This is a genomic window from Klebsiella sp. K-Nf6 (assembly GCF_002806655.1).
GTDB classification, from domain to species: Bacteria; Pseudomonadota; Gammaproteobacteria; order Enterobacterales; family Enterobacteriaceae; genus Klebsiella; species Klebsiella variicola.
Genome location: NZ_PIBN01000025.1, coordinates 27,161 through 51,072 on the forward strand (window position 1 = coordinate 27,161; position 23,912 = coordinate 51,072).

Here is a 23,912-nt window from a genome sequence, read left to right on the forward strand (position 1 = left end):
TATGTTTGATCTGGACAACATCGACGCGGTAGAAACCCCGGAAAATGACCTCGAAGAGGTGGTGATGGGGTTGATTATCAACTCCGGACAGGCCCGCAGCCTGGCCTATGCCGCCCTGAAGCAGGCGAAGCAGGGCGATTTTGCCGCGGCGAAAGCGATGATGGAGCAGTCGCGTCAGGCGCTGAGCGAGGCGCATCGTGTGCAGACCCAGCTTATCGAAAGCGACGAGGGCGAAGGCAAAATGAAGGTCAGCCTGGTGCTGGTCCATGCTCAGGACCATCTGATGACCTCGATGCTGGCCCGCGAGCTGGTCGCCGAATTGATTGAGCTGCACGAGAAGGTACAATAGGCCATCGCGACGATGAGGCAGCCCAGGATGATGACCACCGAGATCAGTACCGCCAGAGAACAACAGCTGTTCAACGGGAAGAACTTTCATGTGGTCATCTATAACAAAACGGAAAGCGTGAGCGGGCTTCACCAGCATGATTACTACGAATTTACCGTGGTATTAACCGGGCGCTATTACCAGGAGATCAATGGCAAACGGGTGCTGCTGGAGCGCGGGGATTTCGTCTTTATCCCGATGGGTTCGCACCACCAGAGCTTTTACGAATTTGGGGCGACGCGCATCCTTAACGTCGGCATCAGCAGACGCTTCTTTGAGAAACATTATCTGCCGCTGCTGCCGTTTGGCCTGGTGGCGTCACAGGTTTACGCCGTGCAGAGCGCTTTTCTCGGCTACGTTGAGTCGGTCATCGCCTCACTCAATTTTCGCGAAACGGAATTTGACGAATTTATCGAGCTGGTTTCCTTTTATGTCATTAACCGTTTACGCCACTATCGCGAAGAGCCGGTTGCCGATGTTATTCCGCAATGGTTAAAAAATACCGTTGAGGCTATGCACGATAAACTGAAGTTCGGTGAGGGCGCGCTCGAGAATATGGTTCAGCTTTCGGGGAAAACGCAGGAATATTTAACCCGGGCAACCCAGCGCTATTATGGTAAAACGCCGATGCAGATAATTAACGATATCCGTATCAACTTTGCTAAAAAGCAGCTGGAAATTACCAACTATTCGGTGACGGATATTGCGTATGAATCAGGCTACAGTAGCCCGAGCCTGTTTATTAAAACCTTTAAAAAACTGACGTCGTTTACGCCGAGCAGTTATCGCAAACATTTGACCAGTATTAATTAAACCCGCGCGGTTTTAGCCGCCCGGTTTATACCGTAAATCATTCAAGTTAACTGTCCGCATTGTTGCGGAGAGCGGCCTGCGTCCAGGCGTAGCGCCCAAGGGAGAAAAAGATGAGCCAGAAATTAAAAGTAGTCACTATTGGCGGCGGCAGCAGCTATACCCCGGAATTACTGGAAGGCTTTCTGAAACGTTACCATGAACTGCCGGTCACTGAACTGTGGCTGGTGGACGTGGAAGAGGGCCAGGAGAAGCTTGATATTATCCATGCGCTGTGCGAGCGGATGGTGGAAAAAGCCGGCGTGCCGATGAAGGTCTATAAAACGCTGGATCGTCGTGCGGCGCTGCAGGGCGCGGATTTTGTCACCACCCAGCTGCGCGTGGGCCAGCTGAAGGCACGTGAAAAAGATGAGCGTATTCCGCTGAGCCACGGCTACCTGGGCCAGGAGACCAACGGGGCGGGCGGGCTGTTTAAAGGGCTGCGCACCATCCCGGTGATTTTCGATATTGTGAAAGATGTGCAGGAGATTTGCCCGGACGCGTGGATCATCAACTTCACCAACCCGGCGGGCATGGTCACCGAGGCAGTCTATCGCCACACCAGTTTCAAACGCTTTATCGGCGTGTGCAACATTCCTATCGGCATGAAGATGTTCATCACCGACGTGCTGCAGCTGAGCCCGAGCGATGAGCTGAATATCGACTTGTTCGGTCTGAATCATCTGGTGTTCGTCCGCGACGTGCTGGTTAACGGCGTCTCGCGCTTCGATGAACTGCTGGACGGCGTGGCCTCTGGCCGGCTGACCGCGAACTCGGTGAAAAATATCTTCGACCTGCCGTTTAGCGAGGGGCTGATCCGCTCCCTGCGCCTGATCCCGTGCTCCTATCTGCTCTACTACTTTAAGCCAAAAGAGATGCTGGCGATTGAGATGGGCGAGTACTATAAGGGCGGCGCGCGCGCTCAGGTGGTGCAGAAGGTGGAGAAACAGCTGTTTGAGCTGTATAAAAATCCGGATCTCAAGGTCAAGCCGAAGGAGCTGGAGCAGCGCGGCGGCGCCTATTACTCCGATGCCGCTTGCGAAGTGATCAACGCTATCTATAACGACAAGCAGACTGAGCACTATGTGAATATCCCGCATCATGGCCATGTCGATAATATCCCGGCGGACTGGGCGGTCGAGATGAGCTGCACCTTAGGTCGCGACGGCGCGAAGCCGACGCCGCGCATCACCCATTTCGATGAGAAGGTACTGGGGCTTATCTACACCATCAAGGGGTTCGAAGTGGCGGCCAGCCAGGCGGCGATCAGCGGCGAGTTGAATGACGTGCTGCTGGCGCTGAACTTAAGCCCTCTGATCCATTCCGATCGTGACGCCGAGCAGCTGGCGCGGGAGATGATTCTGGCCCATGAGAAATGGCTGCCGAACTTTGCGGCGACTATCGAAAAACTGAAATCTTAACAGGAGCGGCCAATGGAACGCGTATTGATCGTCAATGCCGACGACTTCGGCCTCAGTAAAGGGCAGAACTACGGCATTATCGAGGCCTGCCGCAACGGCGTGGTGACATCGACCACGGCGCTGGTCAACGGCGCGGCCATTGACCACGCCGCCCAGCTAAGCCGCAGTACCCCGGAGCTGGCGGTCGGCATGCACTTTGTGCTGACGCTGGGCGAGCCGCTGTCGGCCATGCCGGGATTAACCCGCGAAGGCCGGCTGGGCAAATGGATCTGGCAGCAGGCAGAAGAAGGTCGCCTGCCGCTGGAGGAGATCGCCCACGAGCTGGCGTGTCAGTACCGTCGTTTTGTCGATCTCTTTGGTCATGAGCCGACGCATCTCGACAGCCACCACCATGTGCATATGATCGCCCAAATCTATCCCATCGTGGCGGCCTTTGCCCGCGAGAAGGGTATCGCGTTACGTATTGACCGCCAGGTGGCGGCGCAGAGTGGGCTCGATCAACAGGCGGCGCGCAGCAGCGCAGGCTTCAGCAGCGAGTTTTACGGCGAAGCCGTCTCTGAGGAACTGTTTCTGCAGACGCTGGATGCCTCAATGGCCCGCGGGGAGCGTTCCCTGGAGGTGATGTGTCATCCGGCTTTTGTCGATCAGACCATTATGGGCAGCGCCTACTGCTACCCGCGGCTGGGTGAGCTTGATGTGCTGACGTCAGCCTCGTTGAAAGCGGCGGTGGTTGATCGGGGTTATCGCCTGGGAACCTACCGCGACGTCTAAGCCCGAGGGTGGAAAGGGAAAGTGAATCAAGCCCGGCACCGTGTGCCGGGCTTTTTACTACGCCGGAATAGAGGCGATTTTTGGACTTCTCGACCATACGCGATGCGCCGTCATCAGGGCGAGCAGTGTGTCCGCCGCTGGCGTGTCGAGAGCATCGGTGACGATGACCCCCTCTTCACCCTGGGCTGGGACCTGCAAAACGGACGTCAGCTGTCGCGCATCCCCTGCCAGCAGGATCGGCTTCAGATGCTTATAGGCTTCCAGCAGGTAATAGCGCGCGTCGCCGCTCTGGCTCAGGGCGCTGAGGTCGCCGCCAGGCACCACCACAGCATCCACCGTCAGCGATGGGGAACCGGCGAAGGTGCCGGCGATCGGCACGGGAGATCCGTCGTCGGCGATGACCTCGCCCATCCGCGAGTAGAGCAGCTTGCTGTGCACGCCCTGGGCCTGCAGCGCCTGCAGAAGATGGACCAGATCCTGCGCCGAGGTGCATTCGTTGAGCAGGACGGCCACTACGCGACCTTTCACATCCCCTTCGGCGTCGGCGTAGAGGCTGAGGCTGGGGTCTTTCTCCACGCCATTGACCGGGGAGGGCAGGGTAATGTTGCGCTGATCGTCGCTCAGTTCGATACCTAAATTCGCCCCGACCGCTTCCGCCAGTTTAGTATCAATATGGGCCAGATGATCGACCACCCGCTCGCGGATCCAGGTGCGGACCACTTTGCTGAGTTCGAAGCTGAAACCATCGATAATATGCTGCTGCTCAATCGGCGTCTGGCTCAACCAGAACAGACGCGGCTGGGCGTAATATTCGCCGAACGAAGGACTGCGCTGGCGGATTTTTTCGCCGTCGACGCGCTCGGCGAGGGACTCAAAGCCGCCGCGTTTGGCCGCTGGCGGCGTCTCGCGCGGCCAGTTGTCGTTAATGGAGTTGGGCTCGTAGTTGGCCGGATTGGTGTCAATGTCCATCCGGTGCATCCCGTCGCGCTGGAAATTGTGATACGGGCAGGTTGGACGGTTGATGGGGATTTCATGGAAGTTCGGCCCACCCAGGCGGCTAATTTGCGTATCGGTGTAAGAGAAGAGGCGCCCCTGTAGCAGCGGATCGTTGCTGAAATCAATGCCCGGTACGATATGCCCGGGATGAAAGGCCGCCTGTTCGTTTTCGGCAAAGAAGTTGTCCGGATTGCGATTGAGAACCATCTTGCCAACCCGTAAGACCGGCACCAGCGCCTCGGGGATCAGCTTGGTGGGATCGAGCAGATCGAAGTCAAAATCAAACTCGTTCTCCTCGGGGATGAGCTGCAGGCCAAGCTCAAATTCCGGGTAGTCCCCGGCTTCGATGGCCTCCCACAGGTCGCGGCGATGAAAATCGGGGTCGCGACCGGTCAGCTTCTGCGCTTCATCCCACACCAGCGACGCCTTGCCGGCCACCGGTTTCCAGTGGAAGCGGACGAAAGTGGCTTTGCCTTCGGCGTTGATCAGGCGGAAGGTGTGGATCCCAAAGCCTTCCATGGTGCGGTAGCTGCGCGGGATGCCGCGATCCGACATCGCCCACATCACATTGTGCAGCGTTTCCGGTTGCAGGGAGACATAGTCCCAGAAAGTATCGTGGGCGCTTTGCCCCTGCGGGATAGCCCAGTGGGGCTCAGGCTTCACGGCGTGGACGAAGTCGGGAAATTTCAGCGCGTCCTGGATAAAAAAGACCGGGGTATTGTTGCCGACCAGGTCGAATATCCCCTCGTCGGTGTAAAACTTGGTGGCGAAACCACGAATATCGCGGACGGTATCCGCCGATCCTGCGCCACCCTGCACGGTGGAGAAGCGCACAAAAACCGGGGTGATCTTATCGGCTGCCGAGAGAAAATCGGCTTTGGTCAACGCCGCCAGGCTTTTGTAGGGCTGGAAGTAACCGTGGGCCGCTGAGCCGCGGGCATGAACGATACGCTCAGGAATACGCTCATGGTCAAAGTGGGTGATCTTCTCCCGCAGAATGAAATCTTCCAGCAGCGTTGGGCCGCGGGCGCCGGCGCGTAGCGAATTCTGATCGTCGGCAATACGTACGCCCTGGTTGGTGGTCAGCGGAAAGTCTTCTCCGCCTTTACGCTGCGGCTCAAGGGCGTCAAGTTTGCTGCTGTGGGTTTCCGGTGCTTTCAGGCTGCCGGGGGCGGTCGGTTCGGCGCCTGGGGCGGTGGGTTTCGGCGTGGGTCGCCACTCCCGGTCATCCGGCGCCAGCGAGTCGAGACCCGGTTTCGCTTCCTCGCTGTCGTGGACCGGTGCCTGCTGGTGGTGAGGGTTTGGGTGCTTATCAGACATTACTCGTCTCCTGCTTTCATTGCTAAAAGTGGTCGTTGATAAACCAAAACCCTTCTAACTATAGAACATTACGCTGCCTGCGCCCGGCGCAGGGGCATGGAGTTATCCTAAAATGCGCATCGGCGGCAGGGGGGCGACGAACGGGTCCACAATCGGCTATGATAGAGGTTTCTGTTTCCCGCTCTGTTTAGTGAATCCATTTGTTATGAAATCATTGCGCCAACAAAATCGCCCTGTCATTAGCTACGTGCCGCGCGTGGAGCCTGCGCCCCCGGAACATGCCGTGAAAATGGACCATTTTCGCGATGTCTGGATTTTGCGCGGGAAGTATGTCGCCTTTCTGCTGATGGGGGAGCATTTTCGCCGCTCACCGGCGTTCAGCGTGCCGGAGTCGGCCCAGCGCTGGGCTAACCAGGTGCGTCAGGAAGGTGAGATTGAAGCCTGAGTCTGCTGCAGAAATAAAAAAACCGCTGATAATCAGCGGTTTTTTTGTGCTTACCGTTTAGCGATGCGCCAGTTCGGCCTCTTCTTCGCTATCGAAAATCGACTTGTCGGTCTGGCGCAGCCACTGGCTGGTCAGGGTCCCGGCGGTCATTGAGCCGTTAACGTTCAGCGCGGTACGCCCCATGTCGATCAGCGGTTCGACGGAGATCAGCAGCGCTACCAGGGTCACCGGCAGGCCCATCGCCGGCAGGACGATCAGCGCGGCGAAGGTGGCCCCGCCGCCCACCCCGGCGACGCCCGCCGAGCTGACGGTGACGATGCCCACGAGGGTGGCAATCCACATCGGATCCAGTGGGTTGATGCCCACGGTCGGCGCGACCATGACCGCCAGCATGGCCGGGTAGATACCGGCGCAGCCGTTCTGGCCGATGGTGGCGCCAAAGGAGGCGGAGAAGCTGGCAATTGACTCCGGCACGCCCAGGCGTCGGGTCTGGGCTTCCACGTTCAGCGGAATCGACGCGGCGCTGGAGCGGCTGGTGAAGGCGAAGGTGATCACCGGCCAGACTTTACGGAAGTACTTCAGCGGGCTGACGCCGTTAATCGCCAGCAGCAGGCCGTGGACAACAAACATAATGCCCAGCGCAATGTACGAAGCCACCACGAAGCCACCAAGTTTGATGATGTCCTGCAGATTCGACCCGGCAACCACTTTGGTCATCAGGGCCAGTACGCCGTAAGGAGTCAGCTGCATCACCAGACGAACCAGCTTCATCACCCAGCCCTGCAGGGTATCGATGGCCGTCAGCACGCGCTGGCCTTTTTCCACATCCTCTTTCAGCAGCTTAAGCGCCGCGACGCCGAGGAACGCTGAGAAAATGACGATGCTGATGATGGAGGTTGGGTTAGCCCCGGTCAGGTCAGCAAACGGGTTCTTCGGCACAAAGGAAAGGATCAGCTGCGGTACGCTAAGATCGGCCACTTTCCCCACATAGTTGCTCTGGATGGCGTTCAGACGGGCGGTTTCTGCGCTGCCCTGGACCAGACCCTCGGCGGTGAGGCCGAACATATTGGTCACCAGCACGCCAACCAGCGCGGCGATAAGCGTGGTGAACAGCAGAGTGCCTATGCTCAGGAAGCTGATTTTTCCCAGCTGAGAGGCATTATGCAGCCGGGCCACCGCGCTCAGGATCGAGGCGAAGACCAACGGCATCACAATCATTTGCAGCAGCTGGACATAGCCATTACCGACGATATTGAACCACTGGATGGAATCCTTCAGCACCTGGCTGTCAGACCCGTAGATCAGCTGCAGCGCGAGACCGAAGACCACGCCAATGGCCAGACCAACCAGCACTTTCCTGGCCAGGCTCCACTGTTTATGGCGAGTTTGCCCCAGCGCAAACAGTAATACGGCGAACACGACTACGTTCGCTATTAATGGAAAGTTCATCCCCGTTCTCCTGATATTTTTATAACCTGGGCTGGTCGATAACCAGCTCTTATGACGGCAAGGTTAGCAGAAGGCGTTATCAAGGACTTATATTCAAATGGAATGGGTTATAACCAAATTGCGTTTTCCGGCGGTTTATCGGCCACTCTGGTGACTAATAAAGCGATTGAAGGTGATTTGCAGGGAATTGATCACCCCGGAAGACCAGCGTATCGCGCTGTTGTCCGCCAGCGTCTGCGGCATCCAGACGGCATAGACGAACAGCGCCATGCATAAAGCGCGTTCCAGTTGGTTACCCTTGCGCGGTGCGAGGATCGGCAGCCGGAAGCGCCAGCGGCAGGGCCACAGCAGCGGCACCCCGGCGGGGGTGAGCATATCGGCGAGGATGTGGCTGAGATAGCCCAGCACCAGGCCCTGGAGGGCGTCCGCCGGGACAATCCAGCTGTCAGGCACTTTCAGATAGAACAGCGTCAGCGCGCCAAAGACGGCCAGCAGGCTGTGGGTAAAGCCGCGGTGGCCAAAGGCCCGTGCCACGGGCTTTGAGATCCAGCTCAGCCGCTGGCCGAGAAACGACTTAGGGTGATCGATATCCGGCAGCAGGCAGGTCAATACCGCAGAGGGCACAATATGCCACCAGTCGCCCTGCGCCAGCACCGGCGTTAACTCTGCGTTTTTGGCAAATACTGCGCAGGCGATTGAAAAGAAGAGATGGCCTTCCGCCGTCATGATAACACACCCTAAACTGTCGATTCATACAGTATAGGGTTTTTATACAGTGTACGGAAGAGGTGACGGTGTAACTCTTTGTCACAAATTCTCAGCGTGCCAGCCATCCGCCATCGACGGCCAGCGTATAGCCGTTAATATAGTCGGCGGCGGCCGAGGCGAGAAACACCACCGGCCCCTGCAGGTCTTTGGGTTCTCCCCAGCGACCGGCGGGAATGCGCTCGAGGATCGCCTGGTTACGTTCTTCATCTTCGCGCAGCGCCTGGGTGTTATTGGTAGCCATATATCCTGGCGCAATGGCGTTGACGTTGATGCGCTGGCCGGCCCATTCGTTGGCCAGCAGGCGGGTCAAACCCAGCACGCCGCTTTTCGAGGCGGTGTAGGAGGGGACGCGGATCCCGCCCTGAAACGAGAGCATCGAGGCGATGTTAATGATTTTGCCGCCATCGCCCTGGCGAATGAACTGCCTGGCGACCGCCTGGCTGAGAAAGAAAACCGCTTTGAGATTCAGATCGATCACCGCATCCCAGTCACTTTCCGTGAAGGTCAGGGCATCATGGCGGCGGATAATCCCGGCGTTATTGACCAGAATATCGACCCGACCCATCGCCGCGACCGCCTGGTCGACCAGCACGCTCATCTCATCCTGAAGGCTGAGATCCGCCTGAATGGCGTGAAAGCGGCGACCCAGCGCCTGAACCTGTGCCGCCGTGTCATGGGGAATTTTACGGTTGATGCCGACGATATCGCACCCGGCCTGCGCCAGGCCCAGCGTCATTCCCTGTCCCAGTCCGGTATCGCAACCGGTCACGATGGCGACCTTACCCGTCAGGTCGAAGGCGTTCAGTACCATATTCACCTCTGTCAGCTGATCTTCAGGCGTACGATGACGCCACCTGTGACCAGCATAGAGGCAGGAAAACAAAATTACAATTAAAATGAAACGATGTTTTGATTTTATTGCCGGCGGCGTGACAGCGATCGCGTCACCCGCCAGCGGCCTTACCCGAGCAGGGCTTCGGCGGTCAGGGCCTGCAGTGACGGGAGCTTGACGTCCGCCAGCACGAAGCGCGGGTCGCGGCTGTTCTCCGCTTCCGGTACCACGATAGCGCGCATGCGCGCGGCTTTGCTGGCGATCATGCCGTTGACCGAATCCTCCAGCGCGACGCAGCGCTGCGGGTCGACTCCCAGGGCAGCGGCGCAGTTGAGGTATACCTGCGGGTGCGGTTTGCTCCAGGGCAGATGTTCCGCGGAGGCGAGCGCATCAAACTGGTCGCGCAGTTCGAACATGTTGAGCACTTTCTCCAGCATCACCAGCGGCGAGGCCGAGGCCAGCCCTACCTTTAAGCCCTGAGCTTTACACAGGGCCACTGCCTCGCGTACGCCCGGTAGCAGCGGGCGTGAGGCTTCCACCAGCTCGATGGCGCGACGGATAATGCGCGCGGTGGCTTCTGCGCGATCGACGCCGTGCCACGGCTGCTGCGCGTACCACAGATCCACCACCAGGTCGATTCGCAGACCAAGCAGGTCGGGCAGTTCATCGCGGCGGCGGGTATCCACTCCCAGGCTTTCCATGACCTCGACCTCCGCCTGATCCCAGAGCGGCTCAGAGTCAATCAGCAACCCGTCCATATCAAAAATCGCGGCCTCAATGCGGCGCTTCGCTGACATATGTCCTTCTCCTGTTGCGTAATCAGATAAACGAATCGGCATTCATGGTATATCATACCGCGCGTTATTGGGCGAAATTCGCCGTGGAAGATAGACTTATACCCGACACATTCGGGTAAGCGAGGAGCGCCTGCGCCACGCAACAGGCGGCGGGCGAATCACCAACGCGTCTTTAACAAGGGGAACTCATGACGTACCAACAAGCTGGACGCATAGCGGTTATCAAACGCATTTTGGGATGGATCATCTTTATTCCCGCCGTGCTGTCGACGCTGATTTCTGTGCTCAAATTTATGTATGAGCACAGTGAAAAGAAACCCGGCATTGACGCGGTAATGATGGATTTTGCGCATGTCATGATTGAGATGATGCGCTTTAACACGCCGTTCCTGAACTTTTTCTGGTACAACTCGCCGCTGCCGGATTTCCACCACAGCCTGAACATCGGCTTCTGGATCATCTTCATTCTGGTGTTTGTCGGCATGGCGCTGCAGGCCTCCGGCGCGCGGATGGCAAGGCAGGCGAAATTTCTTCGCGAGGGGATTGAGGATCAGCTGATCCTCGAGCAGGCCAAAGGCGCAGAAGGGTTATCCCGTGAGCAGCTCGCTGAGCGGATCGTGGTACCGCGCCATACCATCCTTGTGCAATATTTCCCGCTGTATGTGCTGCCGGTGATCGTGATTATTATCGGTTACTTCTTCTTCTCGCTGCTGGGCTTTCTGTAAGCCAGGTGCCCGGTTAGCCGGGCGCCATCTTATTCTGCCGGCAGAGCCCGCGGTTTACCCTGATTATCGACGGCAACGTAGATAAACAGCGCTTCCGTCGCCTTATAGCGCTGGCCAATCGGTTCAGAAGAGACTTTTTTCACCCACACTTCGATGTTAATCGTCACCGAGGTGTTGCCGCGCTTCACACAGCGGGCGTAGCAGCACACCACGTCGCCGACGGCCACCGGGCGTAAAAAGGTCATCCCATCCACGCGCACGGTCACCACGCGACCCTGAGCGATCTCTTTGGCCATGATGGCGCCCCCGATATCCATCTGCGACATCAGCCAGCCGCCAAAAATATCCCCGTTGGCATTGGTATCCGCCGGCATTGCCAGGGTGCGTAAAACCATTTCGCCCTTCGGGGCAAGATCTGTAGTTGTCATGCTCTACTCTGTTGTGGTCAAAGACGATCAGCGGGATGCTACTATGAAAACGGGGCGGTGAGAATAGGGGAAAGCGCCCGCTGAGGCGGGCGCGGCACTTCAGAAGGAGAGGGTAACGCCGGCGTAATACGCGCGGCCAGGCTCATTGTAGGTCGAGGCGCCGGCGTTTTCGCGATACAGTTGCTTATCAAACAGATTACTTATTCCAGCGTTCAGGCGAATATCCCGGTTTAGCTGATACTGGGTACCGATCCCCACGATGGAATAGGCACCTATCTCGGTGGTGGCAAGGGTCCCGGTTTCGTTGCGAATTTCCGCATACTGACGCGGCTTCTGACGGCCATAAAGCGTCCAGTTCACATTCGCAGACAGGGCATCGTTTACCTGCCAGTCGAGCATCGTGTTAACGGTATATTTCGGGATAACCGACAGCGGATTGCCTGTCTCTTTACTTTCTGATTTGAGCATCCAGGTGGCATTGGTCCGCCAGCTTAGGACATCTCTCAGCACCGGGATCAGCAGATTTCCTTCCAGCCCCTCGACCACGGCTTTGCCGCCGTTCTGCCACTGCAGAATATTATTGCCGCTGGAGGTATAGCCCAGCACCTCGGTTCCGGAGACGATTTTGTTTTTGTAATCGTTGCGGAACCAGGTGACCCCGGCAGCGTAACCATTCAGGTTGAATTCGATACCGATCTCTTTGTTAATACTGATCTCCGGATCGAGGTCAGGGTTGCCCAGCAGATAGCAGCTGCCTTCAGCGATAGTGTTCGGACAACCGTTGCCGCGGGTGGAGAGCAAATAGCCTTCACTGGATTGATAGAGGTTAGGCGCTTTAAACACGCGCGCGATACCGGCCTTCAGCGTGAACATATCGCTCAGCGCCTGAGACAGATTGAGGCTTGGGCTCCAGTTGCTGCCAAACTGATTATGATAATCGAAGCGGATGCCGGGGATCAGGTTGGTGCCAGGCACGGCTTCGATATTATCTTCCAGATAGATACCGGTGAGGGTGGCGCTGTTTTTGGTACTACGTTGCGTAGGGTCGCCCGAGGTCCCAGGGATAGTCTCGCCGTTGCTGTTAGTGGCCTGCATTGATGCCGGGTCGTCGAGCTGGTCATGGTTCCATTCCATTCCCAGCGTCAGCGTCTGGTCCGCCAGCCAGAAGAAAGGCACATTGAATTCCGAGGTAGTACGCCAGGATTCCAGACGGCTGGTGGCATAATCCTCACTGTTGATCATGCCCTCGACGCGGCCGGTGGAGCCTTCCTGCAGGCGGGTATTGTTGGTTTTCTCGTAGTAAACACCGGCTTTGGACTGGCCCCAATCCCATAGACCGTTGTAGGTCAGTCCCCAGGACTGGCGATAGAGGCGATTAGTTTCGTGGCCGTACAGGGAGTCCACCAGCCCGTTCGGGCTAAGATTGCCGTTGCTGTACTGGGTATCACCAGCATAGATATTCCCCTGACGGCTATAGGCGTAGCTGAAATCGAGGATCTGTTGCGGGGTCATTTTCCATGACAGCAAGGCGTTAATATCTTTATTGCGTACCCCTTCGCGCCCCGCAGCGTAAGAGCCGTTTTGCGCATGGTTAATATCCCAGGCGTCGGGTTCCGTTTTATTGATATTGCCATACAGGCGCATCGTCAGCGCCTCGCCGGCGAGTGGGCCGCTGAGATTGAAGTTAGCGCGATTGGTCGTGCCTTCCTTGTTGTTTTCCGGCTGGTTGGTAAAGAAAGACAGCGAACCGTGCCAGTTGTTGGTCGGGCGTTTGGTAATGATATTGACCACTCCGCCCGCCGCGCCGGAACCATAGCGCGCGGCTGCCGGACCGCGGAGAACTTCAATCCGTTCGACCATCTCTGCAGGTACCCAGTTGCTGTCGCCCCGGGTATCGCGTTCACCGCGCCAGCTATAGCGAACCGCGTTACGTGACGTGACTGGTACCCCATCTATCAGGATCAGCGTGTTCTCCGGCCCCATGCCGCGGATATCAATCTGGCGGTTGTTGCCCCGACTGCCGCTGGCGCTGTTGCCGGTCAAGTTCACCCCGGGCATTTTACGGATGATGTCTGAGAGATCGTTGACCGGTGGCTGCTTAGCAATATCATCTGCCGTGATAATCGACACCCCGGGCTGTTGCTTAAGCACCTCTTCCGCCGTACTGCGCACAATCATCGTTTCGGTATCTTGTTCTGATTCTTCAGCAAAGGCGTTAGGGGCGAGGAGACTGGATATGACCAGCGCCAGGGTCGTGGGGACAGAATATTGCGGCGATCTCATGTAAATATCCTTTTCAAAGCAATGCAAAATGAGATCGAGAATATTAATGATAACCATTATCATTACAATGTAACGAGATGAATCTCCATAAAATCCTCACAATTACCGCAACTTTTTATGCAGTTGAGAGAAATCGTGAAGAGAGTCTGCACAGTGTGGCCGGGAAGCTGTCAGCGTATGCGCTGAGGTTGTGTGGTTGCAGGGAATGTTTGCCAGCGCAGTGAGATTATAGGGGGCGAGCGCGGCGCGCGATGGCGCGCCGGCGGAGGGGTTAGTGGTGGTCGTCCTGCGGCATATGGCGGTAGATGTAGATCCCGCTCAGCAGGGTAAAGACCAGTGTGAGGGCGGTTAAGCCAAAGACCTTGAAGTTCACCCAGATATTCTGCGGCAGCCAGAAGGCGATATAGATATTGGCCAGCCCGCAAAGGATAAAGAACACCGCCCAGGCCAGGTTAAGCCGCGACCAGACCTGCTGAGGCAGGGCCAGCTCTTTGCCCAGCATGCGCTGGATCAACGGCTTTTTCATCACCCACTGGCTGAACAGCAGTGCGCCGGCGAACAGGGCATAAATCACCGTCACCTTCCATTTAATAAACTCATCATTGTGGAAGAAGAGGGTTAATCCGCCGAAGACGGCCACCAGCACAAAGGTGATCAGCGCCATTTTTTCGACTTTACGGTAGCGTACCCAGCTGTAGATCAGCACGATAGCGGTCGCGACGATCAGCGCGGTAGTGGCGGCGTAGATATCGTAAAGCTTATAGAAGGCAAAGAAGACCACCAGCGGTAAAAAATCCAGAAACTGCTTCATACATCGATCCCGTCTTTCAGGACGGACCGGGGAAGACCCCGATCCTGGTTAAGATTAGTTGCGGATAAGCATATACACGCGGAATAAATAGATCAGCAACAGGGCGGATATCAGGTTGCTGATGGTATTGATGACCACCGCGCCGATGTTTGGCGTCAGGACAGCAAAGCTGGAAGCGAACAGTAACAGCAGAGTTTTCGCCACCAGCCAGCCAATGATAGCCGGCGCCACCAGCCGCAGATTGGCCCACGCCAGGCGCATGCTGCTGCGCATGGCGCTGAGGATACCCATTTTGTCCTGCACCAGCATGATCGGCGCAAAGGCCAGTACGATGGCCAGTAGCACGCCGGGTACCAGTACCAGCATCATCCCCATCTGCACCAGGAAGGTCGTGAAGAGGATCAACAGCAGCAGCTTCGGCAGCACCGGGGCTGAGGCGCCGATGGCGCGCAGGGCGCTAACGCGATGACCGGCAGAGACCAGCTGGATCAGCAGCAGAATGCCGCCGGCGAGGATCGCATTGCCCACCAGACCCGAGAAGGTAGATGCCGCCGAGGCGCGCAGCAGGATCTGCTGTTGCTCCGGCGTCATGTTCTGCACCAGTTCGAACAGGCCGGCGCTACCGGCGAGGTTGTCGCCTTCGCTGAGTATCGACAGCTGCTCGTCACTGGGTGAAAAGGCATGGCCAAGTACTACCGTAATAAACGCGCACAACAGCGCAATCAGCAAAATGGTAATGAACTGATTACGAAAAAAATTCCCGGTGTCACGGTAGACGGACTTCGCCGTGATAGACATGCATTCTCCTTGAGTGTTGCAGGTGTTAACTAGCCGGCGATTGTACCGCAAATCGTTCCGTCGTAGCACTCTCTGCACCATTCAGGGCAGGTATATCTTTGTAAAGAGGAATCAATGGCGGTAGGCCATAGCGCGCCCGCGCCCGGTTGCAGGCGTCATTTTCCTCACCATTCTCACCGGACATGGTGAATTCACGGCACGGGGAGGGACGGTTTTCATAAATAGTGCAGTGGACGGCGTCACCGATGTCGCCTGACAGCGCCGCGCAGCGGCTCTGTCGCTGGTTGGTGCCGCTCATGCAGCGCAGGAAAGGGGTCAGCGGCTCGGTCAGCGCGGAAGGCACCAGGCCACCCGCATCGTCGGCTTCCGCCCAGTAGAAAGAGACACGAAAATACGCACAACAGGCACCGCACGTCATGCACGGGTTGATTTCACTCATAATTACACCTGAAAAAAACGCATCAACACAGATTGTCGGCAGTTAACTTATCCAGCCGCTTCAGCGGCGGCAAGAGGGGCAGAAATATTTTTTTTCGCGAAAAGTGAAAATTGATGTGAGAAGGATTCAGGGTATTGCGATCGGTATCAAAAATTAATCTGGATCAATAAATGTTAAATCTAAGGTTTTAGTGTGATCTAAAACAGATCAAACGTAACTCGTTATAGGTATATTTGGCCGCGCTGAAAAACCATAATGAGGAAGTGGATATGAAGAAGTTAGCAGCGGCGGCATTAATTCTAAGCACGCTTTCCACCGGCAGCGTCTGGGCGCATGAGGCGGGTGAATTTTTCATTCGTGCCGGGACCGCCACCGTCCGACCGACGGAGGGCTCTGACAATGTGTTAGGCAGCCTTGGCAGTTTCAACGTCAGTAACAACACCCAGCTGGGTTTAACCTTTACCTATATGGCGACCGATAACATCGGCGTGGAACTGCTGGCGGCAACGCCGTTCCGCCATAAGGTCGGTACCGGGCCAACCGGGACTATCGCCACCGTCCATCAGTTGCCACCCACCCTGATGGCGCAGTGGTACTTTGGCGATGCACAAAGCAAGGTGCGCCCGTATGTGGGGGCTGGTATTAACTACACCACCTTCTTTAATGAAGACTTTAACGATACCGGCAAGGCGGCCGGGCTTTCCGATCTGAGCCTGAAGGACTCCTGGGGCGCGGCGGGGCAGGTTGGCCTCGATTATCTGATTAACCGTGACTGGCTGCTGAATATGTCGGTGTGGTACATGGATATCGACACCGATGTGAAATTCAAAGCCGGCGGTGTGGACCAGAAAGTCAGCACCCGTCTGGATCCGTGGGTGTTTATGTTCTCTGCGGGTTATCGGTTCTGATTCTTCTGCAAAACCCCAGCAAAACTCTCCTGCAAAACTGGTCGTTAAATGACCAGTTTTGTATCGTATCCAAGTGACTCCCCCTTGGCTGTTGGTAGCCATAGTTGATAAATGAGCTATTCAAGCTGTTAAATGCGATTTGTCGGTAATTCTGTGTGAGATTTAGGCTGTTTTGGGTTAAACTTTTCGTATTGATGCGTTTACATTCGCATGTTTATTTTAGCTGTACACACAAGAGGAGAGGGATATGCGGGCTATCAATATTCTTTCGTCAGATTTGCCAGAAATAAGTAGGTTTACCAAAGAATGCATCAATCATGGTCAAGCTTTGCTCTTCAAGGCTTCCAAAGAAGATGTGAAAGATATCTATTTCATTTTAAAGGATGGCGCCGATTTTTATGCTCTAGGCGATAAAGGTCAAGTTGTTAGCATGTATCGACCACTCAAACAAGATATGGTTATCGATGAAGTAGTTTATTTTTCGGATATTGATAAACCTAATTCACTTAGTAACTTCCATCTATCAATGAAGGGGTGATTTTTATGGGGTTGATGCAGGATGCGACAAAGTGGGTTTTATTTTTGGCGAGCCCTGAAGAGCCAGAAGAGCGGCATGTTCTTGATTTGGCTTTCGGATTGCATTGCTTAGAGTCTGCAGGGGTTTCTTCTGAAAATATTGAAATATTTATTGATGGCGATAATAGACAAAACATTATCAGTTGGATGTCGATTGGAAGTGACAATCCTTATGAGATTCTTCCTACTGAGCATTTTTTTAATACACACGGCGCCAATGCGCACTCAAATCTAGTTATGTTCGTAACTGGACATGGTGGGCCAAATGGAATAGCTGGCAAGCAAGACATAACACCATACCTTTTACTTACAACACTTAAAACCATGCCTGGCCTGGAAAAGGCTATAGTTTATCTTGGTCAGTGCTTTGCTGGTGTTTTCAACTATATAGGTGCAGGTTCTGGACGTTTTAAGGCGGCAGTTGAAAGAAAAGAAGCTGACGTTATTTTTATTGGTGCAACTAATTTGCATTCCAGTTTAAGCCTGTCTACTAAAGAGAACGTTTCATCTGAAGATGATCCATCGAAAGAGTTTAACTGGATTGCAAATGTATTTCTTTATAATGTGTTTAAGTGGTTTTCCAAACCAATCGACATTGATGGTGATGGGCGAATTACAATCATTGACTCATATAAGTTCGCTGGTTCTTACTCAAATATAATGAATAAAGACTTTAGAGTAAACTCCTTTGTAGCCTCTGTAGACCTCCACTCGGTTTGGAAAGATGCCGTAAAAGCAAGAGACGCTGAAAACACCCCTCAAAATGCAATGGACTTATCAATGATTGAAAAAAGATATGTAAACATCTTATCTAACAGTCATACTCATCAAGAATGCTGGATTCTTAATGCAATTCCAGCACAGTTTATTGAAGTATGATTATTATTTAGCGCGGTAAATTTATCGAGTGGCTAACGCGATGAAAAAAAACGATAACACACTAAGTTATTATTTTTTTTTCCACTCTTTCCCGCGCGAATCATTGTAACGATCTGTCATAGTTTTACTTGAGTGACCGAGTAGTACCTAGGTATCAATTCCTTGCGTTCTGTATAGACGCTCGGACAAGGAACGTTGTTCATGAAAACTGGGTGATGTACCGTTTTGCGCCCAGTCATACTCAACTTCGTCTCTGGCCTTAGTAAATGCCACTGTTAAAGTTGCCGGCTGTACCTTCCCTCCACGCTTTGCCTTTCCTTTGGCGTGGTGATGGTGAAGTAAATACTGGCTAAGCACCTGATCCCTACACAGAGAAATCACTTCACCCAGACTGATATCAAGTTGGTGACATCGCAGGGCGAGCGGTATCGCGATTTTTGCACCTGTTTTAGTCTGTTCGACAAGTAGATGATTATCTTCAATGTCGGTAAATTTCATTTTGCAAATATCTGACAACCGTTGACCGGTTACCACGGCAAGAAGCATCCCTTTCTGAATAAAATAATGCTCTTTCTTCGCCGCAGTATAAATTAACTTCCACTCTTCAAAAGTTAATCGTTGGCGCGTAATTTTGACGTGAGGTTTTTTTGCTGCTTCTGCTGGATTAAAACCAACGGGTACGTCCCCGAGTTGCTGTGCCTCTTTAAAAACGTCAATGACAACTTTTCTGAATATTTGCCCCATTCTGTTATGACCTTTTTCTTTGTACTCATCAAGTATGTTGACAATGTCTTTAACGGTTATCTGATCAAGTGAACGTAATCCAAGATGTTCATCCAATACTTTAAATGGTGGATTTTTTTGTTTTAATGTGTTGAGTTTAATTTCTCCGCGGCTATATCTTTCTTCTTGAATCTTTTTGTACCGAGTGATAAATGTTGTTACCGACGATGATCCCCCCACCCGCTCATGTACTTCGTTTTTTATTTTGAGGATATTCCTCATTTGTTGTTCTGCGAGTCGAGTGTTTGCTTCTATTGCAATCTCGGTGGCGATCTTTTCATCTGTACCTAATCCATGAAACTTACCTGTAACAGGGTGTTTATAACGCCAATATACTTTGTTCGTCCTTGAATCAAAGTACGGAGATAGCCCGGGAATATTGACGTTATGTTTGCGTGGTCTGCCCATCTTCAAGAATTCTCCTAAGTAACGGGTGATCTTTTTTTTCATCACTGGTTTCGTTGCCATCCCGACAAAGCGGGCTGTAATTTCTACCCGTCAACTTTTCCCGACTTTTTGAGGTGGAGGGGAAATCATTCCATTCTTAGCATATTTATTTAAGGTTGATGGGCCCGGAATAGGATCCCCAAACTCATGTTCTGCCCATACAGACAGAAGAACTAATCGCGACATATTTCCTCCTAATAATGGCCCAATACAGGGCCATTTGCTGAATTTGTAAAATCAGTTTTGAGTTGGTTTCTGCAGCACTTGATTTCCTTCAATGAGGCGCTGCCAGATTGCAGAAACATACCGGGCCTGGTGAATAGCATCGGCAAGTGCGTTGTGTCTTTCGCCCTCAAACGGGATGGTTTTTTGGGGTTCGTAGTTAATGGCATGACCGAGTTCTACCATTGTTCGCACGTCCCGATCGTTCCAGTATTCCCACGGATAATCTTCAGCGATGCAATCGTAAGAAGAACGCAGAATAGAGTTATCGAATGACGCACCGTTACCCCATACCTGTGCCTTTTTGCTCCCGCCAGCAACATTATCAGAGACAAATTCTCTGAACTGGAGTAATGCATCCAGCAACGGGATAGCATCATCATTTACGATCGCAGAGCGTGCTTCGGAGGACTGCTTAAGCCACCAGATAACAGTAGATGGATCGATTACGGCGCCCCAGTTCACAGAGGATTCAAGGCATACGACTTTATAGAAACTTTCTCCAATAGAGCCGGTTGCCGGGTCAAAAACAACCGCACCAATAGCGACGATAGGGGCGTTATGTTTTTTACCCATGGTTTCCAGATCAACCATAACGTGAACATAATCAATTGGCTGATCTTCCTCCTTATTATGATTACCGGATTCAATATCTACAGCATCCGTTTGATGAACAACTTCATCTGTTTTTTCTTTTTGGTTAACCTTGCCCGTAACGTCAACAAGACCGTCAACGGAAAATACTCCGTCCCCAATTTTTGAAAATTCAGGCTGCCTGGTCTTGGTAAGGTCTTCGGTTACCCACTTCGGATCCGTACCCGCCCGAATGGTGAGCATTATTGCCATGCTAACAGCGTGAGGGCTGAATAAATGACCAATAACCAGTTAACAGATGAGCAAATTGCTCAGTTGTTGGGTGATGCATGCATGGTGATTGGCGACAGGTTCGCGACTGTTGACGAACTGAGTGCGGCGAAGGCAATCAGGGCGTTAGCTGTGGAGCTACAGGAACGCCGCAAGGCTGACAGAGAGCCGGTGGCAGAAGTTTTATCTAACCGCCTTGGCAATGACGCGTCGACAATTGACAGGGCGGTTCCTGTTGGCACCCGGCTCTATCTCCAAGTGCAGCCAGTGCCGAAAGATGATGAGCCACTGCTTCGCATCAAGTAGACTCTTCTGATTACGGAATCACTTTAGTCTCAAAACAAGGGGGTGCTTATGTCGTACATAATGCCAGAAAAGGGACAGTTGAATCATTATGGTGTCGAAGCTTTTGGAATTCCTCTTTCAAGTCGACACGGAAAGGTATTGGAACTCTCTGAAATGCTTCGTTTTGCATATTATGTTGCCTCAGCAGGCCTTGCTGATCGCATCGTAAGCGTTTTCTATGATTCAGTCTCTTGCTGCTGTAATTTTGAGTTCATACAAGGATTTGACAAGTATTCAGAAGACGCGGACACAATCAAACAATGCGCATTACGCTCTATTGGACAATTTGAATGGTTCGACATGATCGAACACGGCGACTTTAACGGTTGATCAGCACCATTCCCAGAAGAGATGTCTAATGCGAACCACTTATGGGCGCCAGAAGTTGGATGTTACATAGTTGACTAAATTGCCTTCCGATAATTCTGTATATAAATACAGTATTATCGCGCGAGGGTACTTTTGTGGACTTTCCGTCACCAGCAAAAGATTATGCAGAGCAAAGGCTTATGGTTACTGATTTGTGCCATTTCGATGCAAACTGCAGGGTCATTGAAACGAGTGCTGGCTATGCCGTAATTGACGTGTCACGTCGTGCAAGCCAAGGGGATCATGTACTTATAACTTTCTCAGGGAATCTTCAGTTCGCCGCTGTTCGTGGGCGTTCGCTTATCACCTCCGATGGGGAAGCTATAGAAGGTGAGGCTTTGGATGATGTACTGGTTGAAGGTGTGGTGACTTTCCTTATCAACCGAGTTTATCAACACGAAGATGACAAAATCCCTGTAATTTAAACCTCAACCCGCCACGGCGGGTTTTGTCTTTTATGGAGAAAAAATCAATCTAAACATGAGCATGTGTTAGCGAAATGTGGCATTAAGAACTTGAACATTTCGCCTAACAGGTATGATGTTTATTTATACAGTATTTGCATTAGGAGCTAGTTATGAAAGTGGAAATCACGATTGATCGCCAAAAAAAATTGCCGGATGGCGCTGTGCCTGCTCTGGAGAAGGAGCTACTGCGGCGATTGGATCAAAACTTTAATAACTGCAGTCTTGTGATTCGTCGGGCCAGCACTGATGGGTTGACAGTGCTTGGTGGAATGGACGGAGATAAAAAACGTATAGAGGAAATCCTTCAGGACACCTGGGAAAGTGCTGACGACTGGTTTTGTTGAGTAGAGGTCCAGTGGCTGGCCTGGTTTATTTTGAGGATTTTTCTGTGGCTAAAAAACAAGAAATGCCGAACACCGGCTATGCAATTATCAGATGCGACGATGGGGTGATCGTAGCTCGTCTGACATCCTTTCCTGTGTGTGACCGCGCTCTGATGTACCGGCGTGGCGACACTGTTTCTTTTATGCCTTTGCAGCCGGATGATATAGTGGGTACGCTCTCTCTATTTTCGCAGATGATTGAAAAAGCTAGGTCTGTAGTTGGGGGACAGGCTCAGTCGAACTCGGTTACACCCTTATCGTCAAACTGACGAATCTGCAGATATTGCGCCTTGGATGCCCCCTTGGCGCGTCGAATAATCTTAGAGTAGCTATATTAAAATTGTTTTTTTATATGTTTTATGAATTAAAGATTATTTAAATCACTCTGTTTTTCAAGGGGTTAATTTAGTTAAATTAACAGGGCTAAATGGTAGGTTAAATAAAACGCTATTATTAACAATAAGTTAGTTCCACTCCTGCATTTCAAGCTTTGAAAGCGTCTTTTTTGTGTTGCTATTTTTTTTATATTTGCTATTACTTTTGTTGACGGCGTTCGTTATAGAGCTAATACAGATGCCACTGTATCTTTTTAGATAATGCTTAGGGTGGTGAGATTGATGAGCCTTGTAAATTATCAACAAATGCAAATTATCGCTGCATTTACCTTTGGTATTATTTTTGTATCAGTTGTTTTATTTCTTGTTTTTTACACTCCCAATCTGGATAGTAATAAGATGTGGGTAGTTCATGTTGTTATGTCCTTAGCTGCTGCTGGCGTTGCTGCTGTTCTTCCGGGATTTATTGACCTACAAGGTCGACTGCCATGGCTAAACATGACTGTAGTGAGGGCAGGTGGGGCGTTGGCAATTTTTTGTTTGGTCTTTCTTTATCCTATTAACAAAGCATCCCCCCCAAGCACAATTCCATATACGCCTGAAACTAATTCATTTGATAAAGCAAGGCGCTGGATTGATTTAATAAATATTAGAGACTTTCAAAGCGCATATAAAGAGCTAACTATAGTAAATAAAGGTCAACATAGCTTAGACTCATTCATTTCGGATGTTGAACCAATTATAAAAGCTCTGGGTAATTCTATGAGCCAAAATAAAAACGCCGATAATGCATTTTCATCCCCCCCTGCTAATGACTATCCTGTAGGATCATATCGTTATTATAGATTTCTAGCAAAATTTAGCAATGAAACAGACACAGTTGTTTTGGAAGTTCTGTTAGTAGGCGAGGAAGAAACTAAAGATTGGAAAGTTTATAGTTTTTCGATTCAAAAGATAAATCCCAGTGGGAATTTGGTTCCAGTAACACCATGGTGAGTTCCAGTAATACGGGTTTTGGTGCATATTGCTTCGGCTGATAACTATTATTTATAAAGTGGATGGGGTATGTTTTATAAAGCCTTTGTTTTATATTTATTATTCATTGCATCTGTAAAAGCTGATGTCTATTTAAATGTTCCTCATTCCATGCAGGAAACTCCTGTATGGTGTTGGGCGGCAGCAGCCCAACAGATTATTGCCTATAAAAAGGGAAGCGGAAATACACCTTCCCAGTGTCAGATTGTAGAGGTTGCTACAGGCTTGGGTCCGGGTGAATGTTGTCATGGAAATAATCCCCTATGTTATCACGGGGCGGGGTTCAACATTGTTGCTAATGTTATTTCTTATTTTGGGGGGGCGTATTCTAACTATGTGTTGCCTGCTAACCCATATGTTATTGAATCAACGTTAGCAACCGGAAGGCCTATTCTTGCACAATTGGCAATGAGTGGAGGAGGAACTCATGTGGTTGTTATCCGTGGGATAAGAATGTTACCTGCTCCAGCGCTTTTCGTAAACGATCCATTAATGACTGCTCCAATGTTTATTCCATTTATTAATCTTGCAAGTATTTGGATGGATGGCATTGTAATAAACTAAACTATTTTATCTTTGTGGCATTATACCCTATTTGCAATACGACTTTGAGTTTTTAATATATTTATGGCGTCACTGCGGAATGTAAACATTAAAATATGAAATACATTGCTAGCTAGATTTTTTATTGAAATTATGGAGTTATAGGCCTGAACAACCTATGCCTGCTGCGTCGCGGAGAGAAACCATGACGCAAACCCCCGAAGTATCAAAATCCC

27 protein-coding genes and 1 pseudogene are annotated in these 23,912 nt (G+C 52.1%); 16 read left to right on the top strand and 12 right to left on the bottom strand.

What is annotated here, in order from left to right:
- The first annotated feature begins 1 nt into the window (after position 1).
- From chbA to chbG, 4 genes are all read left to right on the top strand, one after another.
- Positions 2–349 carry a PTS N,N'-diacetylchitobiose transporter subunit IIA gene (gene chbA / locus CWM61_RS26845; protein WP_004179419.1) on the top strand — a complete coding sequence of 116 codons (348 nt, stop codon included), beginning with the start codon at positions 2–4 and terminating at the stop codon, positions 347–349.
- 27 nt (positions 350–376) lie between these two features.
- Positions 377–1,201 carry a transcriptional regulator ChbR gene (chbR, locus tag CWM61_RS26850; protein ID WP_061154926.1) on the top strand — a complete coding sequence of 275 codons (825 nt, stop codon included), beginning with the start codon at positions 377–379 and terminating at the stop codon, positions 1,199–1,201.
- Positions 1,202–1,311: 110 nt separating this feature from the next.
- Positions 1,312–2,658 (top strand): 6-phospho-beta-glucosidase, encoded by a 1,347-nt coding sequence (locus CWM61_RS26855; protein WP_008807751.1) that lies wholly within the window; start codon positions 1,312–1,314, stop codon positions 2,656–2,658.
- Positions 2,659–2,670: 12 nt separating this feature from the next.
- Entirely contained in the window at positions 2,671–3,429 is a 759-nt protein-coding gene (gene chbG, locus CWM61_RS26860) for a chitin disaccharide deacetylase (RefSeq protein WP_100632201.1), read from the top strand.
- Positions 3,430–3,486: 57 nt separating this feature from the next.
- Here chbG and katE read toward each other — a convergent pair whose 3' ends face one another.
- Positions 3,487–5,745, bottom strand: a complete 2,259-nt coding sequence (gene katE / locus CWM61_RS26865) for a catalase HPII (RefSeq protein WP_074386141.1) — start codon at positions 5,743–5,745, stop codon at positions 3,487–3,489.
- 190 nt (positions 5,746–5,935) lie between these two features.
- Here katE and cedA point away from each other — a divergent pair, with 190 nt between their 5' ends.
- Complete coding sequence (gene cedA, locus CWM61_RS26870) at positions 5,936–6,190, top strand: cell division activator CedA (RefSeq protein ID WP_071839162.1); 255 nt, start codon at positions 5,936–5,938, stop codon at positions 6,188–6,190.
- A 57-nt stretch (positions 6,191–6,247) separates the two neighbouring features.
- Here the strand turns inward: cedA and CWM61_RS26875 are convergent, their stop codons facing one another.
- The 4 genes from CWM61_RS26875 to hxpB all read right to left on the bottom strand — a co-directional run bounded on the left by CWM61_RS26875 (position 6,248) and on the right by hxpB (position 10,036).
- Positions 6,248–7,639: an L-cystine transporter gene (locus CWM61_RS26875; protein WP_061154921.1), complete on the bottom strand. Its 1,392-nt coding sequence runs from the start codon at positions 7,637–7,639 to the stop codon at positions 6,248–6,250.
- A gap of 135 nt (positions 7,640–7,774) precedes the next feature.
- Complete coding sequence (locus CWM61_RS26880) at positions 7,775–8,365, bottom strand: metal-dependent hydrolase (protein WP_002901611.1); 591 nt, start codon at positions 8,363–8,365, stop codon at positions 7,775–7,777.
- Between the two features lie 91 nt (positions 8,366–8,456).
- Complete coding sequence (gene kduD, locus CWM61_RS26885) at positions 8,457–9,218, bottom strand: 2-dehydro-3-deoxy-D-gluconate 5-dehydrogenase KduD (protein ID WP_032730134.1); 762 nt, start codon at positions 9,216–9,218, stop codon at positions 8,457–8,459.
- Between the two features lie 149 nt (positions 9,219–9,367).
- Positions 9,368–10,036, bottom strand: a complete 669-nt coding sequence (gene hxpB, locus CWM61_RS26890; protein ID WP_012968454.1) for a hexitol phosphatase HxpB — start codon at positions 10,034–10,036, stop codon at positions 9,368–9,370.
- Between the two features lie 188 nt (positions 10,037–10,224).
- Here hxpB and CWM61_RS26895 point away from each other — a divergent pair, with 188 nt between their 5' ends.
- Complete coding sequence (locus CWM61_RS26895) at positions 10,225–10,761, top strand: YniB family protein (RefSeq protein ID WP_074386140.1); 537 nt, start codon at positions 10,225–10,227, stop codon at positions 10,759–10,761.
- 29 nt (positions 10,762–10,790) lie between these two features.
- Here CWM61_RS26895 and yciA read toward each other — a convergent pair whose 3' ends face one another.
- From yciA to CWM61_RS26920, 5 genes are all read right to left on the bottom strand, one after another.
- Positions 10,791–11,189 carry an acyl-CoA thioester hydrolase YciA gene (yciA, locus tag CWM61_RS26900; RefSeq protein WP_008807759.1) on the bottom strand — a complete coding sequence of 133 codons (399 nt, stop codon included), beginning with the start codon at positions 11,187–11,189 and terminating at the stop codon, positions 10,791–10,793.
- Positions 11,190–11,288: 99 nt separating this feature from the next.
- Positions 11,289–13,472 carry a TonB-dependent siderophore receptor gene (locus tag CWM61_RS26905; protein ID WP_074386222.1) on the bottom strand — a complete coding sequence of 728 codons (2,184 nt, stop codon included), beginning with the start codon at positions 13,470–13,472 and terminating at the stop codon, positions 11,289–11,291.
- A gap of 271 nt (positions 13,473–13,743) precedes the next feature.
- On the bottom strand, positions 13,744–14,283 hold the full coding sequence (locus tag CWM61_RS26910) for a septation protein A (protein WP_008807761.1): 540 nt from the start codon (positions 14,281–14,283) through the stop codon (positions 13,744–13,746).
- A 54-nt stretch (positions 14,284–14,337) separates the two neighbouring features.
- Complete coding sequence (locus tag CWM61_RS26915; RefSeq protein WP_100632202.1) at positions 14,338–15,081, bottom strand: YciC family protein; 744 nt, start codon at positions 15,079–15,081, stop codon at positions 14,338–14,340.
- A 25-nt stretch (positions 15,082–15,106) separates the two neighbouring features.
- Positions 15,107–15,520: a YkgJ family cysteine cluster protein gene (locus CWM61_RS26920; protein WP_061154919.1), complete on the bottom strand. Its 414-nt coding sequence runs from the start codon at positions 15,518–15,520 to the stop codon at positions 15,107–15,109.
- A 269-nt stretch (positions 15,521–15,789) separates the two neighbouring features.
- Here CWM61_RS26920 and ompW point away from each other — a divergent pair, with 269 nt between their 5' ends.
- The 3 genes from ompW to CWM61_RS26935 all read left to right on the top strand — a co-directional run bounded on the left by ompW (position 15,790) and on the right by CWM61_RS26935 (position 17,883).
- The gene (ompW, locus tag CWM61_RS26925) at positions 15,790–16,428 is read left to right on the top strand and encodes an outer membrane protein OmpW (RefSeq protein ID WP_012542066.1); all 639 of its coding nucleotides are present in this window, start codon (positions 15,790–15,792) and stop codon (positions 16,426–16,428) included.
- A 247-nt stretch (positions 16,429–16,675) separates the two neighbouring features.
- A complete protein-coding gene (locus CWM61_RS26930) occupies positions 16,676–16,966 on the top strand; it encodes a hypothetical protein (protein ID WP_040168947.1) in 291 nt (96 codons plus the stop codon).
- Between the two features lie 5 nt (positions 16,967–16,971).
- Positions 16,972–17,883, top strand: a complete 912-nt coding sequence (locus tag CWM61_RS26935; protein WP_074386138.1) for a hypothetical protein — start codon at positions 16,972–16,974, stop codon at positions 17,881–17,883.
- A gap of 69 nt (positions 17,884–17,952) precedes the next feature.
- Here CWM61_RS26935 and CWM61_RS26940 read toward each other — a convergent pair.
- Positions 17,953–19,074, bottom strand: a pseudogene (locus tag CWM61_RS26940) (phage integrase Arm DNA-binding domain-containing protein).
- 276 nt (positions 19,075–19,350) lie between these two features.
- Positions 19,351–20,181, bottom strand: a complete 831-nt coding sequence (locus CWM61_RS26950) for a 3'-5' exonuclease (RefSeq protein ID WP_227521403.1) — start codon at positions 20,179–20,181, stop codon at positions 19,351–19,353.
- Between the two features lie 24 nt (positions 20,182–20,205).
- On the opposite strand from CWM61_RS26950, the gene CWM61_RS26955 reads away from it, so the two are divergent.
- From CWM61_RS26955 to CWM61_RS26985, 7 genes are all read left to right on the top strand, one after another.
- Positions 20,206–20,505: a hypothetical protein gene (locus CWM61_RS26955; RefSeq protein ID WP_074386136.1), complete on the top strand. Its 300-nt coding sequence runs from the start codon at positions 20,206–20,208 to the stop codon at positions 20,503–20,505.
- A gap of 48 nt (positions 20,506–20,553) precedes the next feature.
- A complete protein-coding gene (locus CWM61_RS26960) occupies positions 20,554–20,874 on the top strand; it encodes a hypothetical protein (RefSeq protein WP_074386135.1) in 321 nt (106 codons plus the stop codon).
- 134 nt (positions 20,875–21,008) lie between these two features.
- Entirely contained in the window at positions 21,009–21,338 is a 330-nt protein-coding gene (locus CWM61_RS26965; protein WP_077268402.1) for a hypothetical protein, read from the top strand.
- A 152-nt stretch (positions 21,339–21,490) separates the two neighbouring features.
- Complete coding sequence (locus tag CWM61_RS26970) at positions 21,491–21,724, top strand: DinI family protein (RefSeq protein WP_074386133.1); 234 nt, start codon at positions 21,491–21,493, stop codon at positions 21,722–21,724.
- Positions 21,725–21,786: 62 nt separating this feature from the next.
- Positions 21,787–22,032: a hypothetical protein gene (locus CWM61_RS26975; protein WP_074386220.1), complete on the top strand. Its 246-nt coding sequence runs from the start codon at positions 21,787–21,789 to the stop codon at positions 22,030–22,032.
- 348 nt (positions 22,033–22,380) lie between these two features.
- Complete coding sequence (locus tag CWM61_RS26980) at positions 22,381–23,094, top strand: DUF4019 domain-containing protein (RefSeq protein ID WP_074386132.1); 714 nt, start codon at positions 22,381–22,383, stop codon at positions 23,092–23,094.
- Between the two features lie 69 nt (positions 23,095–23,163).
- On the top strand, positions 23,164–23,697 hold the full coding sequence (locus CWM61_RS26985; protein WP_100632203.1) for a papain-like cysteine protease family protein: 534 nt from the start codon (positions 23,164–23,166) through the stop codon (positions 23,695–23,697).
- Positions 23,698–23,912 lie beyond the last annotated feature (215 nt).

Coding starts and splice junctions, on each gene's coding strand:
- chbA (WP_004179419.1), top strand. CDS start 2: ATGTTTGATCTGGACAACATCGACGCGGTAGAAACCCCGGAAAATGAC.
- chbR (WP_061154926.1), top strand. CDS start 377: ATGATGACCACCGAGATCAGTACCGCCAGAGAACAACAGCTGTTCAAC.
- CWM61_RS26855 (WP_008807751.1), top strand. CDS start 1,312: ATGAGCCAGAAATTAAAAGTAGTCACTATTGGCGGCGGCAGCAGCTAT.
- chbG (WP_100632201.1), top strand. CDS start 2,671: ATGGAACGCGTATTGATCGTCAATGCCGACGACTTCGGCCTCAGTAAA.
- katE (WP_074386141.1), bottom strand. CDS start 5,745: ATGTCTGATAAGCACCCAAACCCTCACCACCAGCAGGCACCGGTCCAC.
- CWM61_RS26875 (WP_061154921.1), bottom strand. CDS start 7,639: ATGAACTTTCCATTAATAGCGAACGTAGTCGTGTTCGCCGTATTACTG.
- CWM61_RS26880 (WP_002901611.1), bottom strand. CDS start 8,365: ATGACGGCGGAAGGCCATCTCTTCTTTTCAATCGCCTGCGCAGTATTT.
- kduD (WP_032730134.1), bottom strand. CDS start 9,218: ATGGTACTGAACGCCTTCGACCTGACGGGTAAGGTCGCCATCGTGACC.
- hxpB (WP_012968454.1), bottom strand. CDS start 10,036: ATGTCAGCGAAGCGCCGCATTGAGGCCGCGATTTTTGATATGGACGGG.
- CWM61_RS26895 (WP_074386140.1), top strand. CDS start 10,225: ATGACGTACCAACAAGCTGGACGCATAGCGGTTATCAAACGCATTTTG.
- yciA (WP_008807759.1), bottom strand. CDS start 11,189: ATGACAACTACAGATCTTGCCCCGAAGGGCGAAATGGTTTTACGCACC.
- CWM61_RS26905 (WP_074386222.1), bottom strand. CDS start 13,472: ATGAGATCGCCGCAATATTCTGTCCCCACGACCCTGGCGCTGGTCATA.
- CWM61_RS26910 (WP_008807761.1), bottom strand. CDS start 14,283: ATGAAGCAGTTTCTGGATTTTTTACCGCTGGTGGTCTTCTTTGCCTTC.
- CWM61_RS26915 (WP_100632202.1), bottom strand. CDS start 15,081: ATGTCTATCACGGCGAAGTCCGTCTACCGTGACACCGGGAATTTTTTT.
- CWM61_RS26920 (WP_061154919.1), bottom strand. CDS start 15,520: ATGAGTGAAATCAACCCGTGCATGACGTGCGGTGCCTGTTGTGCGTAT.
- ompW (WP_012542066.1), top strand. CDS start 15,790: ATGAAGAAGTTAGCAGCGGCGGCATTAATTCTAAGCACGCTTTCCACC.
- CWM61_RS26930 (WP_040168947.1), top strand. CDS start 16,676: ATGCGGGCTATCAATATTCTTTCGTCAGATTTGCCAGAAATAAGTAGG.
- CWM61_RS26935 (WP_074386138.1), top strand. CDS start 16,972: ATGGGGTTGATGCAGGATGCGACAAAGTGGGTTTTATTTTTGGCGAGC.
- CWM61_RS26950 (WP_227521403.1), bottom strand. CDS start 20,181: ATGGCAATAATGCTCACCATTCGGGCGGGTACGGATCCGAAGTGGGTA.
- CWM61_RS26955 (WP_074386136.1), top strand. CDS start 20,206: ATGACCAATAACCAGTTAACAGATGAGCAAATTGCTCAGTTGTTGGGT.
- CWM61_RS26960 (WP_074386135.1), top strand. CDS start 20,554: ATGTCGTACATAATGCCAGAAAAGGGACAGTTGAATCATTATGGTGTC.
- CWM61_RS26970 (WP_074386133.1), top strand. CDS start 21,491: ATGAAAGTGGAAATCACGATTGATCGCCAAAAAAAATTGCCGGATGGC.
- CWM61_RS26975 (WP_074386220.1), top strand. CDS start 21,787: ATGCCGAACACCGGCTATGCAATTATCAGATGCGACGATGGGGTGATC.
- CWM61_RS26980 (WP_074386132.1), top strand. CDS start 22,381: ATGAGCCTTGTAAATTATCAACAAATGCAAATTATCGCTGCATTTACC.
- CWM61_RS26985 (WP_100632203.1), top strand. CDS start 23,164: ATGTTTTATAAAGCCTTTGTTTTATATTTATTATTCATTGCATCTGTA.